Annotated in this window: 19 protein-coding genes, 1 tRNA gene and 1 pseudogene; 10 read left to right on the forward strand and 11 right to left on the reverse strand. The window is 35.2% G+C overall.

The window, feature by feature from the left end:
• Positions 1 to 10: 10 nt before the first annotated feature.
• Entirely contained in the window at positions 11 to 730 is a 720-nt protein-coding gene (locus ACYIAM_RS11710; RefSeq protein WP_483748382.1) for a JAB domain-containing protein, read from the reverse strand.
• A 250-nt stretch (positions 731 to 980) separates the two neighbouring features.
• On the opposite strand from ACYIAM_RS11710, the gene ACYIAM_RS11715 reads away from it, so the two are divergent.
• Positions 981 to 1,736, forward strand: a complete 756-nt coding sequence (locus tag ACYIAM_RS11715; RefSeq protein WP_483748383.1) for a nucleotidyltransferase domain-containing protein — start codon at positions 981 to 983, stop codon at positions 1,734 to 1,736.
• A 14-nt stretch (positions 1,737 to 1,750) separates the two neighbouring features.
• Complete coding sequence (locus ACYIAM_RS11720; RefSeq protein WP_483748384.1) at positions 1,751 to 2,812, forward strand: nucleotidyltransferase domain-containing protein; 1,062 nt, start codon at positions 1,751 to 1,753, stop codon at positions 2,810 to 2,812.
• Between the two features lie 132 nt (positions 2,813 to 2,944).
• Here ACYIAM_RS11720 and ACYIAM_RS11725 read toward each other — a convergent pair whose 3' ends face one another.
• The 4 genes from ACYIAM_RS11725 to treR form a co-directional block, all read right to left on the reverse strand.
• Complete coding sequence (locus ACYIAM_RS11725; RefSeq protein ID WP_483748385.1) at positions 2,945 to 3,496, reverse strand: hypothetical protein; 552 nt, start codon at positions 3,494 to 3,496, stop codon at positions 2,945 to 2,947.
• 171 nt (positions 3,497 to 3,667) lie between these two features.
• On the reverse strand, positions 3,668 to 5,341 hold the full coding sequence (gene treC, locus ACYIAM_RS11730) for an alpha,alpha-phosphotrehalase (RefSeq protein ID WP_483748386.1): 1,674 nt from the start codon (positions 5,339 to 5,341) through the stop codon (positions 3,668 to 3,670).
• Positions 5,342 to 5,415: 74 nt separating this feature from the next.
• The gene (gene treB / locus ACYIAM_RS11735; protein WP_174796443.1) at positions 5,416 to 6,843 is read right to left on the reverse strand and encodes a PTS trehalose transporter subunit IIBC; all 1,428 of its coding nucleotides are present in this window, start codon (positions 6,841 to 6,843) and stop codon (positions 5,416 to 5,418) included.
• Between the two features lie 190 nt (positions 6,844 to 7,033).
• Entirely contained in the window at positions 7,034 to 7,999 is a 966-nt protein-coding gene (treR, locus tag ACYIAM_RS11740) for a trehalose operon repressor TreR (protein ID WP_483748387.1), read from the reverse strand.
• A 346-nt stretch (positions 8,000 to 8,345) separates the two neighbouring features.
• On the opposite strand from treR, the gene ACYIAM_RS11745 reads away from it, so the two are divergent.
• From ACYIAM_RS11745 to ACYIAM_RS11755, 3 genes are all read left to right on the forward strand, one after another.
• A complete protein-coding gene (locus ACYIAM_RS11745; protein WP_483748388.1) occupies positions 8,346 to 8,444 on the forward strand; it encodes a hypothetical protein in 99 nt (32 codons plus the stop codon).
• Between the two features lie 33 nt (positions 8,445 to 8,477).
• Complete coding sequence (locus ACYIAM_RS11750; RefSeq protein WP_483748389.1) at positions 8,478 to 8,666, forward strand: hypothetical protein; 189 nt, start codon at positions 8,478 to 8,480, stop codon at positions 8,664 to 8,666.
• Positions 8,667 to 8,930: 264 nt separating this feature from the next.
• A complete protein-coding gene (locus ACYIAM_RS11755) occupies positions 8,931 to 9,458 on the forward strand; it encodes a hypothetical protein (protein WP_483748390.1) in 528 nt (175 codons plus the stop codon).
• 29 nt (positions 9,459 to 9,487) lie between these two features.
• On the opposite strand, the gene ACYIAM_RS11760 is transcribed toward ACYIAM_RS11755, so the two are convergent.
• Positions 9,488 to 9,823, reverse strand: a complete 336-nt coding sequence (locus ACYIAM_RS11760) for a winged helix-turn-helix transcriptional regulator (protein WP_483748391.1) — start codon at positions 9,821 to 9,823, stop codon at positions 9,488 to 9,490.
• A 140-nt stretch (positions 9,824 to 9,963) separates the two neighbouring features.
• Between ACYIAM_RS11760 and ACYIAM_RS11765 the strand changes: the two genes are divergently transcribed.
• Positions 9,964 to 10,599, forward strand: a complete 636-nt coding sequence (locus tag ACYIAM_RS11765) for an NAD(P)-dependent oxidoreductase (RefSeq protein ID WP_085247116.1) — start codon at positions 9,964 to 9,966, stop codon at positions 10,597 to 10,599.
• 332 nt (positions 10,600 to 10,931) lie between these two features.
• On the opposite strand, the gene ACYIAM_RS11770 is transcribed toward ACYIAM_RS11765, so the two are convergent.
• Entirely contained in the window at positions 10,932 to 11,420 is a 489-nt protein-coding gene (locus ACYIAM_RS11770) for an NADAR family protein (RefSeq protein WP_483748392.1), read from the reverse strand.
• 372 nt (positions 11,421 to 11,792) lie between these two features.
• Here ACYIAM_RS11770 and ACYIAM_RS11775 point away from each other — a divergent pair, with 372 nt between their 5' ends.
• The 3 genes from ACYIAM_RS11775 (at position 11,793) to ACYIAM_RS11785 (ending at position 14,079) form a co-directional block, all read left to right on the forward strand.
• On the forward strand, positions 11,793 to 13,052 hold the full coding sequence (locus ACYIAM_RS11775; RefSeq protein ID WP_483748393.1) for a DUF262 domain-containing protein: 1,260 nt from the start codon (positions 11,793 to 11,795) through the stop codon (positions 13,050 to 13,052).
• Entirely contained in the window at positions 13,039 to 13,767 is a 729-nt protein-coding gene (locus ACYIAM_RS11780) for a hypothetical protein (protein WP_483748394.1), read from the forward strand. Before ACYIAM_RS11775 ends, ACYIAM_RS11780 begins: the two co-directional genes overlap by 14 nt.
• Positions 13,768 to 14,002: 235 nt before the next feature.
• Positions 14,003 to 14,079: transfer RNA gene (locus ACYIAM_RS11785), tRNA-Met, on the forward strand.
• A gap of 40 nt (positions 14,080 to 14,119) precedes the next feature.
• Here the strand turns inward: ACYIAM_RS11785 and metF are convergent.
• The 4 genes and pseudogenes from metF to ACYIAM_RS11805 form a co-directional block, all read right to left on the reverse strand.
• The gene (gene metF / locus ACYIAM_RS11790; protein ID WP_483748395.1) at positions 14,120 to 14,995 is read right to left on the reverse strand and encodes a methylenetetrahydrofolate reductase [NAD(P)H]; all 876 of its coding nucleotides are present in this window, start codon (positions 14,993 to 14,995) and stop codon (positions 14,120 to 14,122) included.
• 132 nt (positions 14,996 to 15,127) lie between these two features.
• Positions 15,128 to 17,401: a 5-methyltetrahydropteroyltriglutamate--homocysteine S-methyltransferase gene (gene metE / locus ACYIAM_RS11795; RefSeq protein ID WP_483748396.1), complete on the reverse strand. Its 2,274-nt coding sequence runs from the start codon at positions 17,399 to 17,401 to the stop codon at positions 15,128 to 15,130.
• Between the two features lie 176 nt (positions 17,402 to 17,577).
• On the reverse strand, positions 17,578 to 18,129 hold the full coding sequence (locus tag ACYIAM_RS11800) for a YagU family protein (protein ID WP_065583181.1): 552 nt from the start codon (positions 18,127 to 18,129) through the stop codon (positions 17,578 to 17,580).
• Between the two features lie 475 nt (positions 18,130 to 18,604).
• Positions 18,605 to 19,482, reverse strand: a pseudogene (locus tag ACYIAM_RS11805) (IS3 family transposase).
• 295 nt (positions 19,483 to 19,777) lie between these two features.
• Between ACYIAM_RS11805 and ACYIAM_RS11810 the strand changes: the two are divergent.
• The coding region (locus ACYIAM_RS11810) for a transposase (protein ID WP_483747552.1) at positions 19,778 to 19,894 on the forward strand (117 nt) is incomplete at its 3' end.

Here is a 19,894-nt window from a genome sequence, read left to right on the forward strand (position 1 = left end):
TGATCGTTCTTTATTCTTTAACTTTAACTGTTTTATTTTTAATAACCTTTAGAACTTCTATAACATCAATATTTAAAATTGAGGCTATTTGTTCTGTTGGTATTTCTTTTTCACTTAAAAAGTGAATTGCAGAAGCAATCTTTTGTTCGGCTTTTTCTCGACGAGCTTTCTCTGCTTTTGCTTTCTGCTGAGCTGTTTTGGTCTTATCCCTCTCAACCGCCAATTTCTCTTTCGCAATTTGCTTTTCTTGTTTACGAATGCGTTCAACCACTTGGTAAGTCGGAACATATTTCAGGCTTTGTTCAAGTTCTGCCATAAGTTTGATGCTGCGAAAGCTGATATAGGTTTTTGGGGTGATAATTAAGTGGTCGGTAAGCTCGATATTTAAAATATGGGCAACTTGAATTAAGTGGTCGGTGATATCTTTATCCGCCTCTGAGGGGATCAGCGATCCTGACGGGTGGTTATGCACCAAAATCACGCGAGAGGCGTTTTTCATCACAGCAACGCGAAACACGTTCATTGGCTCAATGTTCACCGATTTATACGATCCAAGCGCAATTAGTTCAATATACAGGATATAACCCGCTTGATTCATACCAATAATCCAAAGATGTTCCTTTTCTTGGTCGATCTTGTTTTCACGCAATAACACACGCTGCATAATACTGTACACATCGTCCGTGCTTTCAATATAGCGTTTGTCATGTTTAGTTAGTTTAATATCCATCTTATCGCCTTGTAAAATCACACGAAAAATAATATAGCATATTCTGTTTATGCTGGGCAGTTGTTAATCAAATAATTCCACCTGTTCACTTTTTAGGTTATATTATTTGTAAAAAATATTCAGGAGTCTATACCGTTTCAATCATAACTCATTATGTTCAATGATTTTTTAATGATAATAGGCAAAAGGCTTTAAAAGCGTTAAAAATTCAGATATAAAGTAAAATAAATAACCTAAAGGAATAGTTGCAATGCAAAACCGCATAAAACAAAAGTTAGCAGAATTAGCACAACAACATAATATCCATATACTTTACGCCTGTGAATCAGGTAGTCGGGCGTGGGGGTTTCCATCGCCGAATAGTGATTATGATGTGCGTTTTATTTATGTGCATCGGTTTGAGAAATACTTAGCCATTGATAATCCTGCTTCACATTTAACTTTTCCTATTGATGATGAGCTGGATTTGCATGGTTGGGATTTAAAAAAGACTTTACAATTGATCCGTAAATCGAATACTACCCCGTTTGAATGGTTGCAATCACCCATTATTTATCAACAAAATGCACCAATTGCTAACCAATTATGGCAACTTTGTGCTGATTTTTTTAATGCTCGTGGCAATATTCATCACTATTTAGGGATTGCTAAAAGCGCCTTACAAAGCAGTGAAGGGCAGCAGATCGGTGTCAAAAAACTGTTTTATGTATTAAGACCATTATTATGTGCCAAATGGTGTTTAGAAAAACAGCAAATCGCCCCCATGGCCATTACGCCATTATTGACACTATTACCTAATGAGTTAAGCCAGCAAATCAATGATATTATTGCCTTAAAAGCAACCATGACTGAATCAACGCCTATCACTATCGATCCAGAAATCTTATTGTTTATTGAACAATCCATGAGTGAGATTAGCGAAAGCGTACAAACTATTGCTGAACAACATTTTAAATCTGATAAGTTAGATCACTTTTTTATACAAACATTGATGAGCTTAAAATAAGACAGGAATACAAGATGACAATCGACGATTTAAAAGCACAAAACTTAATCTTATTTGAAGTCATCAGCGGTAGCCGTGCATTTGGTTTAGCCACTGAAACATCAGATACCGATATCAAAGGCGTTTTTTATCTACCTAAAGATAAATTCTATGGAATTGATTATATTCCACAAATTAGTAATGAAACCAATGATATTGTTTATTATGAATTAGGGCGATTTGTGGAGCTGTTACTGAAAAACAACCCGAATATTTTAGAAGTGTTAGCCTCGGATCCAAGCTGTATTGTTTATCAGCATCCAATAATGCAGCATTTGACACTCGATCTGTTTTTATCCAAACAGACCAAGCAGACCTTTGCCCACTATGCCATGTCGCAAATAAAAAAAGCCAAAGGATTAAATAAGAAGATTAATAACCCCGTTGCCGTAACACGTAAAACCGTGCTGGATTTTTGCTATATTATTGAAGATCAGCGGGCTTATCCATTAAATGATTGGCTAGCTGAGCATGGTTTTAAACAACATTTATGTGGATTGGTGAATGTGCGACATGGGCGGGATTTGTATGCCCTGTTTTACGATCCATTGGGCAGTTGTGGTTATCATGGCATAGTACAGCAGCAAGATTCGACCGAGCTTTGTTTATCTTCCGTAAAAATAGATACCCCTGTGACAGCTTATTTAAGTTTTAATCGTGATGGTTTTTCATCGCATTGCCGTGATTATAAAGCCTATTGGCAATGGGTCGAAAAGCGTAATGAACAGCGTTATCAAAGTAATATTAAAAGTGGCAATGATTTTGATGCAAAAAATATGATGCATACTATTCGCTTATTGCAAGTGGCGCATGAAATTATGACACAAGGCACAATAACCAATAAACGAGCTAATCGCGATGAGCTGCTTGCAATTAAAAATGGTCAATTAAGTTATGATGAGATTATGCATATCGCAGAAACATTGTTAAGCAAAATTGAAACCGCATCAATCACTTCACTATTGCCAGAAGTGCCTAATTTTACAAAAGCGATTGCGCAGTTGGTAAAAATGCGTGAATGTTTATATAACCATTAGTGATATCACTCGATAATAATGGTTCTTGATCGAATCATAAAAAATTAGAAATAACGCAATTGGTTATTTCTAATGTATATCATTTTGTTGATAGTATTTTACTTCCTAAGCTAACCTAATTTGGATATTAAATTATTTTAATTCCGCTTTTTTGGTTTCTTTTCTTTCTTTTAGCGCTTTTAATTCAAATTCCCAAACCTGCCAAAAATCCATGTTTGTTGGTTCTAAAATATTCATTTCGTGATTAAATTTTACAATATCACCACTTTCGTTAACACAATACATATCGGCATCATTAATAATTTTCAAAATTGGGATTGCTTTAAGCCCTGTTTCCTGCATAAATTGATGAGCAACCAAATCAAGCCTCATCCAATCAGCACTTAATTTAGAAGCCGTATAAGTATGAAAACCATATAAAAATGTCCAAAAAGGTCCTACATCCATTGCGTGTGGACGACGCCAGATCTCTTCTTTTACTTCAATATAAATACCTCTATAGGGGAGAGTATCACAATCTTCAGCAAGTAAATGAGCAACATATTCATCAGGAAACTTCATTGCTAAACTATTTTCAATATCGCGGATATCTTGCAACGCTGTTTTATCTTCAGCCATTGGAAAAACACTATAATCTCTGTCTAAATACTGGTTCATTAATAAAATTGTTTTGTCTTCCATCATCATGCCTCTTTAATTTTTTAGATTTATCCATTTTTTAAACAAAATATTATAACTTTTAGGCTAATTTTTAAAAGATATTTTAATCAAATCGAACAACCATTTGGCACTAACAATGGGTAATTATCGTACATAAAAATAGGCAACCTTTTATGGATTGCCCATGCCACTTGCTTAATCCGCTTGTTGTAACCAATATATAGCTTCATAAGGTCTTAACCTTATTTCAGCACCTAGCGGTGAGTTATCTTGGTAATTACTCAATAATTGCTGCCAATTTTGGTATTGTAACGATTTGGGTAATGACCAAGTTTGCGTTTTATCGGTTAAATTGGTGATCACCAGTAATTGTTGGTTATTCCAATGACGACGATAACACCAATAATCGGCAATATCTGCCGTTAGATCTTGATAATCGCCAAAAATAAAGAGCGGATATTCTTTGCGTAATTTTATTAGGGTTTGATAGCAATAAAATACCGAATCAGGATCATCTTGCGCCACCTTGACATTAATTTGCGGATAATTGTTAGCAACTTCAATCCATGGCTTACCTTGTGTAAAGCCCGCATTGGCAGAACTATCCCATTGCATGGGCGTTCGGCTGTTGTCTCTGGATTTACTGGCTAAAATAGCTAAGATTTCCTGTTTTGCCATGCCTTGCGCAAGTTTTTCGTGATAGATATTAAGGCTTTCTACATCGCGATACTGAGTAATATCAGTAAAATGGGGATTAGTCATCCCAATTTCTTCGCCTTGATAAAGATAGGGAGTGCCTTGTAAACCATACAGTAGCATCGCTAACATTTTAGCAGATTGTGTATGATATTGGTTTTCATTGCCAAGGCGCGAGACAATGCGCGGTTGATCATGATTACACCAAAAAATTGCATTCCACGCCTTACCCTGCATACCCGTTTGCCAATAACCGATAATTTTTTTAAGTTCGATTAAATCTGGTTTGGCTAAACACCACTTATTCCCATTAGGATAATCAACTTTGAGATGATGAAAATTAAAGGTCATGGTCAACTCTTTGCCGTCTAAATTGGCATATTTTTGGCAGTTTGCTAATGTGGTAGATGACATTTCACCGACTGTTTGGAGTTGATTAGGTTGAAATACCTCACGGCTGATCTCTTGTAAAAACTCATGAATGCGAGGTCCATCGGTATAAAATCTTCGCCCATCGCCCTTGCCATCATCTGGAAAATCTTGCTGTTTTGATACTAAATTAATCACATCCAGTCTCAGAGCATCTACCCCTTTATCGGCCCAAAATTGACACACTTTTTTGATTTCATTGCGAACGGTTGGGTTTTCCCAGTTAAGATCAGCTTGCTCTTTAGCAAATAAATGCAAATAGTACTGCCCTGATGGTTGATGCCATTGCCAAGCTTTACCACCAAATTTCGATACCCAATTATTAGGCTCGTGCCCGTCTGCATTGGCATCTTTCCAAATATAAAAGGAGCGATACGTACTGTTTTTATCTAAAGCGGCTTTAAACCAAGGATGTTCGGTTGAAGTGTGATTAAACACCATATCCATCATAATTCGCATCCCTCGCTGGTGCGCTTGTTTAACCAGTAATTCAAAGTCTGTCATTGAGCCATAGCTTGGATTAATATCATAATAATCAGACACATCATAACCGTTATCGATTTGTGGTGATGGATAGATTGGCGTTAACCAAATTGCACTAATCCCCAGCGTTTGCAAATAATCTAAGCGCCGAATAATACCTTGCAAATCACCCGTTGGGCTTGTGCCACTAGCTTGAAAGCTTTTGACATAAATTTGGTAGATAGTGCCATTTTGCCACCAAGGAATATTGATTTTGTTCATTGTGTACTCTTTTGTTAATCAGTTGAAAACTGCCATTTGATTAATATAAATGGCAAGCTGTTACCACATATGGCTTAATGAATATTTAACGTGCCCTTTTTTAGTTTTATTTTATAAACTAGTGCGGTTAAGGTGATTGGTACTACTATCGCAACCAACATAGCGACAGCATAAATCGTCCAATATATCGGCTTAATAGTTAAAATTCCTGGTAATCCCCCCACGCCAATTCCGTTAGATAGCACACCCGCTAAGCCACAAATTAATCCCGCTAACGCCGAACCAATCATCGCACACAACATCGGGAACTTATAGCGTAAATTGATGCCATACATGGCAGGCTCGGTCACCCCTAAATAAGCCGATATCGCCGCTGGTACTGACACTTCACGTTCATTTTGTTTTCGACTAACCCAAATAATGCCCACCACCGCCGAGGCTTGCGCAATATTGGATAGGGCGATAATAGGCCAGATTGGCGTTCCCCCCATACTATTGGTCATCTGTAAATCAATTGCGAGTGTCGTATGATGAATGCCAGTAATCACCAATGGTGAATAGATAAAACCAAAAATAGCCGCCCCAATAAAGGCATAATTTCCCGTCATTAAATATTTAACAATATCAGCTATGCCATTGCCTAACATTCGCCCCGCTGGACCTAAAATAAAATGGGCTAAAAAGACCGAAGTGAGTAACGCAACAATAGGTACAATCACTAAATTTAAATAATCAGGAACGATTTTTCGTAAATGAGTTTCGATCCAGCCAAGAGCCAGTCCTGCAAAAATCGACGGAATCACTTGTGCTTGATAGCCAACTTTAGCAATCGTAAACCAGCCAAAATCCCACACTTCGGGTATTTTGCTACCAAGATCATAGGCATTCATTAACTGAGGGGAAACCAACGTAATGCCAAGCACAATACCGAGCACTGGCGAACCGCCCATTTTTTTAGTAGTTGACCAGCAAATGGCAACCGGTAAAAAGTGAAAAATCGCCTCGCACGGCAGCCAAAGCAGACTATAAATCGGCACTAACCAAGAATAGCTATCAGTAAGTGGCTTGTTATCAATAAATGGCATATCACCAATCACATTACGTAATCCCAGCAATAATCCACCTGCGATTAAAGCTGGCAATAGGGGGATAAAGATTTCGGCTAAATTGGAAATCAGCCTTTCAAAAATCGACATATTCTGCTTGGCTGCGGCTTTGGTCTGCTCTTTGCTTGCCTCAGTAAGATTTAATTGTTGGATGAGTACTTTGTAATAACGATCAACATTGGTACCAATAATCACCTGAAACTGCCCAGCATTTATAAAGCATCCTTTGACAAAGGGTAATGCTTCTATAGCGTCAATCTTGGCTGCCTTGGGATCAACCAGTGCAAACCTTAACCTTGTCAAACAGTGGGTGACACTGGCAATATTTTTACTGCCACCAACAAAATCGATTAGTTGCTCGATTGATTCTGTGGTTATGTTTAAATCTGTAGCCATAATAACATCCCCTTTTTCCGGTAAAAACTCAGCCGACATCATTTTATTTTTATCAATAATCTGGCTATTTTTTGATTGAAATTAAGCATAGATTGAATTGCTAAATTAATAAATGGGAACGTTCCCTTTTTTGTGATTAATATCACAGATTAGGGTGAAATAAGCACAAATTAAATAGTTATGGCTGAAACTAGCTTATTAAACGGCAAGGAACTGTGATGCAGTTAAGCTCAAGATGATTTTGTAACAGATTCAGTAACGCTTGCGCTGCATAGCGACCTGCTTGATCAAAACCGAGCTCAACCGCACATGTCTTTGGGAAAAGAAAACTCAGCAGCTCACTATTACCAATGCTGGCAACGGTAATATCATCAAGCTGTTTTTCGTGTAAATATTTATTTAATCCTAAGGCGATGCTATCGGTTGCGCAAACAATCGCTGATGGATTTTTCACTAACACCAACTCGGCAAGCTCATAACCGGAACGATAACTTAATTGCCCTAAAACCGCATTCGGGGTAAGTTGATATTGCTGGCAAAAATCCACATAGGCTTGATAACGCAGCGCGCCAGTGGTTTGGTCTTGTTGCTCAACACCGATATAGCCAATTTTTTGATGTTGTTGCGATTGATATAAATGAGCAAGTAACATGTTTACCGCACCCACATCATCATAACAAATACAATTGTGTGCGGGAAGTTTTCTTGCGATCACCACGCTTTTATCCCGCCAGACGGATAATAACGACTGCTCAAGCCCAGTAAAAGCAAAGATAATAACGCCATCAGCTTGCTTGTCTTTGAGCATGGATAGATGTTCGTTAACTTTGGTGGTACTAAATTGACTCTCCATAATGATCGGATCATAACCATGCTGGTAAAAAATAGGCAACATGCTTTGCACCGCTTGGTTTTCAGACAGTGAATCAAGCCGAGTGACAATAATACCAATAACTTTATTCCCATAGCCACGCATGGCTCTAGCCGATTTCGACGGGGTAAATTGATGCTGTTCAATGATTGCCATTACATTGGCACGGGTACTTGCTTTCACCATCGGATCATGATTAATCACCCGTGAAACCGTCGATTTACTCACCCCACAAAGCTTGGCAATATCTTTAATGGTTAAGTGATTTGAAGATCTGCTCATCATAAATTAGCCAACAAAAATCAATAAAATCATACTAAGCTATTTTAGAAAAAATAGCGATTTCAGATTGTTTATGTTGAAAAGTATTTATTTTGATTTTTTATTAAAAACAGTAAGGTTATTATTGTTCTTTTATCATCTTTGATACAATCATCAAAATTAATAAAACGGATTGATTAAATGTTCACGATAAAAACGCATAATGATGCAAAATCTGAAATTCTAGATTTACCTGTGGAATTGCAAGGTCGAACTATTAAATTGATTGAAAAGCTGGAAAAATTTGGCCTAATGCAGTAAGTCTTTAGGAAGTGGATAATTTGAATTACGAGGATTAGAGCGCAATAACATGGCTCAAACTATTTATGCATATCAAAAAGCGAAAACCATTTTTATTTTACATGCATTTGTTAAAAAAACACAAAAATGCCAGTTGTTTGTGCGCTAAAAATCGCGCATACAAAACTAAAAGAGATGATTGATGATGAATAAAAAACACAGTACAACGTTTAGTGAAATAAAAAATATCGCGCTTGCTGATCCGGTGGTGCGCGCTGCGTATGATGATGCAGAAGATGAGTGGAAATTGCGTGAATTTTTGCTGAAAGCACGGAAAAAAGCTAAACTATCTCAAACTGAGCTAGCGAAACGTTTAGATATTGAACCATAGAACATAAAAGAATTGAACGTGCACCACTCAATACAAATATAAAAATGATTTTAAAATATTTAAACGTGTGTAATACAAAGATAGATTAGTATAGCTAACCAATAACTAAAATCAAAATAAGATTTAATATAACATTGACCATTTAACCACTGATATTAAAATAACTTTATTTAACTAAATTTTGATAAGCGCTATTCGATACAATCATTTTTTGTAATAATATGAAATAATTGAAATGATGATTTTAAAAGGAAAAAAATAAAGGTGTCATACAAATTTTTATGCAGTTCACTGCTCATTTTGGGTTTCTCAGGATATGCATTAGCGACCGAAACAAATAATACAATTGAAGCACAATTTAAAGCGGCTTTATTATGCAAGGTTGCTCCAATTGATGGTCGTGATGCAAAAGTGGTTAAGCAACTTAACCAACAAAACATTACCGTAAAAAACTTAGAAGATGATGGGCTGATTAATTTAGAGTATCACTTTTCCAAACCGCTGGAAATAATGAATACGACTATATCGCAAATTAAATACCAAGGCGATAGCGGTTCATATTTTTATGCTGTTGCCAAAGGTGATATAGATACATTTGCCAAAGCAATGGGGGCAATCCCAATCCCTGCCCATTTAAAAGAAGAAATGTCTTGGGGTGATATAGGACAATATTATCAATATACAGCCCCAATCACAGAAGAAAATCATTTTCCGAGTATCATGCTTATCGGTCGTGACAAAAATGCCAACTCAGATGAGTTTTATTTTGGCTGTGAAGCATTTGACGGCTAATTATGATTGATTGACGAATGAGGAAAAGGTTACTCATCCGCTTTTAATTTGTTGTAAGCCTTTCCCCACGCTAACATGGCATCATGCACTTGTTTTAGACTTTGTCCAACCTCGGTTAACGTATATTCAACTCTTGGCGGAACCTCGGCATACACTTTACGAGTTAATAACCCATTTTTTTCCATAGCACGCAGGTGCTGAGTTAAGACTTTTTGCGAGATGCCGGTCAGCGATTTTTTTAGTTCACCAAAGCGCTTGGTTCCTGTAAGCAGGTCTCGCACAATTAAGACTTTCCACTTATCACCTATTAACATTAATGTTATTTCAACAGGGCAAATAGGCAAATCATTATTTAATTTAATCATTAATGCTTAAAATTCAACAATAGTTTCAAAAAAGTTACTATAGCACTATTTGGTACCTACTTTACAGTAGAAACGTTAAAGACTAATCTAAAACCATTCTTATATCATGTTAATCCTTAAACAATTAAAAGGAGTAAAGTATGAAAATTGCAGTCATTGGCGCCAGTGGTAAAACAGGGCAACTTTTAGTAAAAGAGGCGATTTCACGAGGACATGACGTTACCGCAATAGTGCGTAAAGCAAGTCAACAGCTCGATCCCAAAGCAACCGTGATGATTAAAGATCTATTCGAATTAACCTATACTGATTTAAAACCCTTTGATGTGATTATCGATGCATTTGGTACTTGGGCACTGGAATCACTGCCGTTACATCAAACCAGTTTAAAACATTTAACGGATATATTAAGTGGTAAAACAAATCGCCTATTAGTGGTTGGGGGAGCAGGCAGTTTATATGTTAATCCACAGCATTCACTACGTTTGGTTGATTCACCTGATTTTCCTGAGGCATTTAAACCATTAGCCACTAATATGGCCAAAGCACTTGATGCGCTTAGAACGTGCGATGATGTGCAATGGACTTATTTAAGCCCAGCCATTGAGTTTAACGCTGACGGGGAAAGAACTGGACATTATATTTTGGGCGGTGAAGAGGTGTTATTTAACAGCCAAGGAAAAAGCCAAATCAGTTATGCCGATTATGCCATTGCCATGATTGATGAGGCAGAAAAAGCGAAGCATATTAAGCAACGTTTTACCGTTGCAACTGAATAAGGTTGCTAAAGTTTTGTAACCAAACTTGTTTGGACAGAATAAGCACCGATTTTCCATAATAACGAACACAATATCCCGACACATTTTTCAACACGCTTCAAGGCTTATTATTTTAGGAACGAGTTGGATCTGACTTGGGATATTTTTGAATTTTAGTGAAAAAATGTATTTAGCGGCAACGTATTAACCAAGGGTGGTGAATAGCCAAAGTCAAAAATCTTGTCAAAAAGTTTCAGGTAACTATACGTTTAAGTATAAAAACTATTTTTTAGGCAAAAAATAGACCTAAAAAAAGCAAATATTTATCATCTTTTTTAATGAATAAATTTAGATTACGTTTTTAGAGCCTCTCTCACTTGCATCAAAACTTCACCAAGTAGATTTTTGCCGCGCCATTTAGTCATATTAAATCTCATTTCGTCATCAATGCTTAAACCAATTCCCCAGATCTTGTCATAAGGGCTTGCTTCGGCTAACACTTTATCTTTGGTGGATAATAGATATTGTTTAAGCTCATCATTTTGCGAAAACTTGGCATAATTACCGGCAAAAACAATCTCTTTTTTATGCTGGTTCCAGATATTTTCATCAAAATGACGTACAGCTTGCCCCAACTTTTTTTGCATTTTAGATGACGGGATAGATAAAATGGCGTTGGCACTGTCGATATCTTTAAATAACAACGCTTTAGAATACATCATCCACTGTTCTGCACTAGTAAATTGAATATTATCAATAATAAAATGGCAAGGATACCACTGAGACAAATAATGATCAGGGCTAAAAAAGAAAATCATTTTCTTCTTTCCGACGTGTTTCATCGATTAGAATCGCTCCTTTTACAAAATAGGTAACCTAAAAATAAATCAACTGACCAATACAATCTAGCTGTTGATAAAAGTGATAAAGATTGTATTGGTTTTATCACATTATTGCCAATTTTAAACAACAGGCATGGTCATCTTAGCCATAATATCTGTTTCTGTTCTATTTGATAGGAATATCAACACCCATTTATTTAGCTAGGATTTGCAACTAATTACCGCTAAAATACCACGCAAATTCTGCTGGCAATCGGTTAAATAAAAAATAAACCAATGATACTTTATATATAATTAATCTAATCAAAATATAGCAGATTTGTTAATTAAAACCGCGATAGTTGTTTTCGTATTGTTAATCATGAAAAATTTATGGCAGGTAATTTTATGGAAAATAGGGTTTATTATGGAGAGTATACTTTAAAACATTGGATTGAATTAATCTTGAATAAAAATATTGTTTTACCTGATTATCAACGACATTTTGTTTGGAGTGATGAAAAAGTAAAAACATTAATACAAACTTTTTCAGATAAACAATTTATACCTCCTGTAACAATCGGCGCTTTTAAAATCGATGGTAAAAATGATAATTTAATTCTTGATGGACAACAACGCTTAACAAGTATTTTATTAGCTTATTTAGGTCTATATCCAAATAAAGACAAATATTCTAAGCCGTTAGAATCATATGTTAGTGAAAATGATGATGAAGATGATGATGAAGATCCATGTATATGTGAATGGACTTTTAGAGAGCTTACAAAAAAAGGCAGCAATAGAGATGATTTAATTAAGAAGATAAATATAAATAATGCAGAAAATGCAGAATATAAATCGCTAGATTTCAATCTGGACGATGAATTTTTTGAAAAAAATTTTTTGGGTTTTTCTTATTTAGTTCCTGATATATCGTATGATGCTAAAATCCAACAAAAATACTATTCTTCCGTTTTTAGAAATATCAATATTCAAGGTCAAACACTGTTACCCCAAGAAAGCCGAGCCTCATTATATTTTTTGGATAAAGAATTAACAAATTTTTTTACACCAGATTTTTGTCAAAAAATAACGGTAAAAAACGTTGGTAATAAGGCTAAATTCGATTTTGTTAGATATTTATCTCTTCTTTCGCATTATTTTAAAAGTCAAAATAGAAACATAGTTGCACGTAGCTATAAATCTAAAATGGAGCAATATTATGAACAATATATCTATTGTGTAGTTAATGATGAAGAATCAAAATTATTCGGCAAATTTTCAGAAATTTTTCCTAATAAAGAATATAGTTCACGTTTTAAACTATTAAAACAAACAATAAATAATCTCAAAATCCCTAATGAATATAGTTCGATTATTGATCTAGATGTATATTTTTTTGGTCTAATATATCAAATCATCTTTAATAAAAATGAAATACCTATCATAGATAATACTAAAATAAAATTTAAAGATGGCGATTCAATAAAATATATTGAAATTGATGAATTTAAAACAAAACTAGATGAGAAGATTAATACTTTTAAAAAAGGTGCTCATAAAAAATCACCTAGCAACCTACAACATTTAAGAAAACGTATGGAACAATCAATACAATTATATGAAAAAATTATAGATAATGAAAAAGCATAAAAATTTTATTTTAACTCCTATTACAAGCAATTTAGAAATTGCAGTGACTTCCTGCTCAGGTATCGGTAATGGTATTGAAACTTTTCCCCTATGTGACTACATAATGCAATCAATTTTCCTCAAAATGACTGGATTTCAAGAACAAAAAATGAAGTGTATTTGTTGGGATTTAGCAACAGAGGATTACGATTATCGATATCAGAAATTTAGAAATGGTTTAGGAGAATGTTCTCAATATAAAGACAAAAATAATATATATACAGAACTTGTTGAACAAATTAAAAAACATGATCCAAGCTTTGAGCATTTTTCTGACGAGGAAAGAGAAAAAATATTAAAAGATACAACACTCGAAATACATAATATTTTCAAAAATACTAATTTGTTTTACTGGAGCACAAAAAAATATTATGAATTTGAAGATTTTTGGGAGACTATTACAATAGATCATTTTGCTAAAGGTACTTTATTTTTAGCTGAAAATAAAAATAACTTTTTAAAAGAAAAAATATATGAAAAACATCTATATCGTCATAGAAATAGATGTGCTCATAATATATTGTGTGTTCAACAACACTTGCCATCATTAAAAACACTTGTTGATAATGATTATAAATATGAAAATTATTTTATATGGTTTGCCACACTATCTCTTATAGATAATATTTTTATTAATTTGTACAAGAAATATTTAGATTTATATAATAAAAATTAATGTTTTTATGTAAAATCATAATAGCTATTGGAAAGTTTCTATTTTTAAACCGCTAGGTTTTATATACCTTTTAGCTTTAATGAAAGACTAAAGTTATTGTTAAAAATTTTTATGTCACTTTGTGTTTATGTAAAAAAATAGTACATATTTACTCAATAGTGTTTAAAAATGGCGCGATTGCGTTAAATAGGTATTGCTTTATTATTTAATTACTATAATATGGTCACCTCTTTGACGCGGGGTGGAGCAGCTTGGTAGCTCGTCGGGCTCATAACCCGAAGGTCGTTGGTTCAAATCCAGCCCCCGCAACCAATTCCTATAAATCCTTGATATATCCTTTTTTTCTAAATCACTATTTTGTTTTTGGCACAGCTAATAATGTTGCAACAGCTTCGCTAATGCGTCTGGCTATGTAGCTATTGTTCATGGTGTACAAATGAATGCCATCTACATTTTGTGAAACTAAATCAACAATCTGATCGATGGCATAAGCAATGCCCGCATCACGAAATGCATCGGGATGATGTTCATATTTTTCCATCATTTGTTTGAATTTTTTCGGTAGATTCACGCCACACATCGATACCATGCGCTCAATTTGGTTTTTATTAGTCACTGGCATAATGCCAGCTTCGATCGGCACATTAATGCCCATATCGTGTGCTTTATCTAAAAATGCATAAAAATAGTCATTATCAAAAAATAGCTGTGAAATAAGTTGATCAGTACCGGCATTGACCTTTTCTTTTAAGTGGATCAGATCTTGTTTTAGGGTTGATGCTTCAAGATGACATTCTGGATAACATGCACCAATCACGTTAAAATCACCGTTTTCTTTAATAAATGTTACCAGTTCGCTGGCGTATCGAAAATCATCTTTGGGCGGTACATTCGGGCTGATGTCACCACGCAAAGCAAGCACATTATCAATCCCTGCACATTTAAGATCGTGAAGGATTTTTTGCATCTCAGCTTTGTCAAAATTAATGCCAGGTAAATGAGCAACACTTTCGATGCCATAAGTATGTTTGACTGAATGGGCAATATCAATGGTGGTTTGCCCATTTAAGCTACCACCAGCACCATAAGTGACACTAATAAAATCAGGTTTAAAATAACCAAGCTCTCGTAGTGTGCTGTAAATGGTTTCTAAAGGTGATGTTTTTTTAGGGGGAAAAACTTCAAAAGAGAACACCGTTTTTTTATTAAATAATAGATTTGTTTTCATTTTTATCATCCATTCGTTATATCACTTATTTTCCTTATTGACATTTCCGCCGCCAAAATAGGCAGCGGAATTGTCAGGCTCGTAAAGTACGATGTCTTAGTAAATAAACTCAGTTCTTTGTAAAAATAGTGCTTAATTCAGTGTTTTCCTTACTGCTAATGTAGCCTCAACAAGATGTTGTAAGCTTTCAACCACTTCTTTTTCTCCGCGCGTTTTTAAACCACAGTCTGGATTAATCCATAATTTTTGTTTATCAATCTTCGCCAGTAACTTTTCGATCGTTGCTTTAATTTCAGCAACAGGCGGAACACGTGGCGAATGGATATCGTAAACACCTGGTCCAACTTCGGTTTTAAAATTATTGGCATTGAGCACATCAATTAATTGCAGATTAGAGCGAGAAGCTTCAAATGAAATCACATCGGCATCCATTGCATCAATATCTTTAATAATGTCAGCAAATTCGCTATAACACATATGTGTATGAATTTGGGTATCGGCTTGGACTTTGCTGTGTACTAATCTAAATGCCGGAATCGCCCAATCAAGATATTCGCTGTTCCAATCCGCTTTACGCAGTGGTAATTTTTCCTTTAACGCGGCTTCGTCAATTTGGATAATCTTAATGCCAGCAGCTTCAAGATCTAACACTTCATCACCAATGGCCAATCCAATTTGGAATACTGATTCTTTTTGCGAAATATCTTCACGTGGGAATGACCAGTTAAGAATCGTTACCGGCCCTGTTAACATTCCTTTAACAGGTTTATCTGTCAGACTTTGTGCATATTTTGAATATTCAACCGTAATCGGTTTAGAACGTGAAATATCACCCCAAACAATCGGTGGCTTAACGCAACGTGTACCGTAAGATTGCACCCAAGCTTTTTCGGTAAACACAAAGCCATTTAAGCTTTCACCAAAATATTCGACCATGTCATTACGTTCAAATTCACCATGAACTAACACATCAATGCCAATTTCTTCTTGCAATTTAATACACTCAGCTATTTTTTGTTGGTTAAACTCAGTGTATTGATTCAAGCAAATTTCGCCTTTTTTGAATTTAGCACGATTTAAACGCACATCAGGTGTTTGCGGGAATGATCCAATGGTTGTAGTTGGTAATAGTGGTAAGTTAAAGGCCTTTTTCTGCGCCGCTTCACGCACTGAAAACTCTGGTAAACGGGTAAAATCAGACGCTTTTAATGCCGCCACTTTTTGGCGAACTGCGTGGTTTGCACCTTCACGTTCACGGGTAAACAGTGTTTGATTGGCTTTATAAGCGGCATTATTTTCAGGATTTGCTTCTTTAAATAACAGACCAAGTTCAGCAAGCTCTTGTAACTTTTCTTGAGCAAAAGCAAAATAAGCACGTTGTTGAATGGTTAATTTTGTTTCATTTTGCAATGTATAAGGAACATGCAGTAATGAACAAGACGTATTAATGACAATATTTGTGGCTTTTTGTTTGATTTTACTAAGTAAAGCTAAAGTTTTTTGGTAATTGTTTTTCCAGATATTTTTGCCATTAACAACACCGGCAAATAATACTTTATCAGCAGGGAAGCCATTATTTTCAAGTAAAGCTAATGATTGCTTACCTTCGACAAAATCAAGCCCAATACCATCAAAAGGCAGTGCCACTAATTCTTTATAACAATCACGCACATCACCAAAATAGGTTTGTAGAACAATTTTGGTGTTACCTTTAACCGATAAAATCGCTTGATAAAGTTCGGTAAATAAAGCGATATCGTCTTTATTTAGATCGGTCACTAAAATTGGCTCATCAATTTGGATCCATTCAGCGCCAAGCGTTGTGAATTTTTGGATGATCTCTTGATAAGCTTTAATAATATCCGCTTTAAAATCACCAAGCTGTTTTTTACCTAAATACTGCGCTAATTTAAAAAAGGTTAATGCACCAATCACAACTGGCTTGGTTTGCACGCCTAGCGCTTTAGCTTCTTGATATTCGTCAAAAGGTTTAGTACCTGTTAACTTAATTTGTACTGAATCTTCTATTTCAGGTACTAAATAGTGGTAATTAGTATTGAACCATTTTTTCATAGCCAGCGCGCGCACATCGCCTTTTTCGCCCTGATAACCACGTGCCATGGCAAAATAACGGTCAAGTTCAGGTAAACCTAAATCTTGGTAACGTTTTGGAATAACATTAAGTAAACACGCTGTATCTAACACCGCATCATAGAATGAAAAATCATTCGATGAAATAAAAGCAATTTTTTGCGCGGCTTGCTGTTTTAAATGCTCAGCTCGTAACGCTTTGGCTTCGTTTAATAGTTCAGTTTGGGTTTTATTACCTTTAAAATAAGCTTCTGTTGCAAATTTAAGTTCACGAAGCTTACCAACACGAGGATATCCAATAACAGCAGTATTCATTTTTATTTCCTTTTATCCATTTTCTTATAGTGATAAAAAGATAACAAAAAAAAATGATATTGAATAATTCTAGTTTTTTATTGATTGCTATAGTTTTTAACTATAACAACTAAAATAAAAAATCCCACTATGGTTAAATAGTAGGATTGAACATAAACAGATGAAAGCTAAGCCAGTTATTGACGCCAGTTACCATGAATTGGTCTTGCAAAATGAGCCAGCACTGCAATCATACACACTTCGATTGATGCTCCCCAATAGATATGACCTAGAATTTCACTCCAAAGCTCATAACCATTTAAATTCCATAACCAACCAACCGTACCTTCCGCATCATAAGCAGGATGGCGGAAACCAAGCAATGGAATTAAAAAGCCGTGCATCACAACGGTAATAATAATGCCGTACAATGCCCCATACCATAAGCGGATTTTGTTGCAATAATATGCACCTGCAACATAAACAAAGGCGAAAGCAAAACTAAATAACCAGTGATAAAGTGTCACTGCACCTAAAACGCTTGCCCCTTGATAAATATAATCAAGCGAATGGGAATTAATCCCAAGCCAACCAAGCCACGCATCAATATGTGCCGCTGGTGGCGAAATTTCGCCAGGTACGCGCGGAGGCATATTGACCTCTGAACCCCATTTTACTAATGAACTAAAAAATCCGCCAATAATGGTGGTCCATATAATAACTTGGCGATTTGTTTTATTTCCAAACATACTGGGTTTCCCATAGTTAAAATAAATACGTTATCGGATTATACTCCACAGCAGTAGATAAAAGAAGAATAAATGGGATAGGCTGATTGTAAAAGTTATTGGAATGATGGGGATGATTATTGATTAAAATAATCCTTGAAATCTTTATAAAGTGTTTTATGCCACCTTTAGGTAAAGGTAATTTTCAAAGCAATTAGTCCATGTTGTTGAAAAATAATCGAGCATAACCACTATGTAAATCTAGCTTAAATAAATCATTGAATGTGATTATTTATTATTAAAACGGTATAGAATCCTGAATATTTTTTACAAAAATATAATTTAAAATGTGAACAGGTGGAATTATTTGATTAACAAATATTCAGTATAAATAGAATGTGTTATATTATTTTCGTGTGATTTTACAATGTGATCGGGTAGGTGTTAGGCTGAACTTGTAAATACCCCAAACCTAGTACACAACTCACGTAGAAAATTAAGCTGCCTGTTTTAGTGTTTTATACTCAATCGGCGTCATATTATTTAGTGCTTCATGAGGTCTTTCGGTGTTATAACTGGTTAGCCATTCTTCGGTTACCTTTCTTACTTGTTCCAGATTATTAAATAAATATAAATCTAATCCTGCCGGTAAGCTTACTGCAATATCAATACCTAACGCCTCACGATTAAAGTTATCGATGACATTGAAGGTCCTAAAGCGACGTTGATTACGGCTACTATCACTCATAAAATCCATTGACCAGCATTCACCTTGTTTATTAGGAACCAATAGCTTTTCTGGTGTTCATGGGGAGATACGTTTGTTACGTTTAGCTCTAATATTAAGTTTTAACTCACAATACACCCGATAAACACGCTTATGATTCCATTTATAGCCGAGCTTTCTGATACGATTAAAACATTTGGGAAAGCCCCAGCGTAAATGCCGGTCTGTGATAGCATTCAACACCGAAACAATCACCGAATCATCCAGTAACTTAGGTTGATAATAGTAAGCACAACGGCTTAAGCCAACAATGGCACAACTCATAGCAATAGTAACAGAATGATTTTGTTGTAGTTGCTGTGCCCACGTTTTACGTGCCTTTGTGGGCACTAAAGCTTTTTTATAATTTCTTCCTGAAGCTGGGATTTTAAGCTCAGTTCGGCAAACATCTGTTTAAGCTTACGGTTTTCAGCCTCCAGCTCCTTTAAGCGTTTGATATCCGAAGTTTCCATGCCGCCATATTTTTCCCGCCATTTATAGAAAGTTGAATTACCCATGCCATATTTACGGCACAGTTCTTTAACGGGAATACCCGCTTCAGCTTCTTTTAAAATAGCGACGATTTGATGTTCAGTCATTTTTTTCATAATTAAATCCCCTTTACTTTTATCATAAAGAATTTTCTACTTTTTTGCTGTACTATTTCAGGGGATAGTTACAGTTTTATTTAAACGATAGAGAAAAAATGGATAAATTATTTAGATATTGTTTATTGATAGTCACTCAGTTTTTGTTGATATTTTTGCCTGTGCTTGCTGTTTATTCTTTCATTAAGGCTCGTAAACAGAATATTAAAATTAGAGATAATTTGTAACTATCCCCTAAAATAGTACAGCAAAAAAGTAGAAAATTCTCTATGATAAAAGTAAAGGGGATTTAATTATGAAAAAAATGACTGAACATCAGATTGTATCTATTTTAAAAGAAGCTGAAGCCGGTATTCCTGTCAAGGAGCTCTGTCGTAAATATGGCATGGGTAATTCAACTTTCTATAAATGG

Source organism: Gilliamella sp. X-60 (assembly GCF_057063585.1).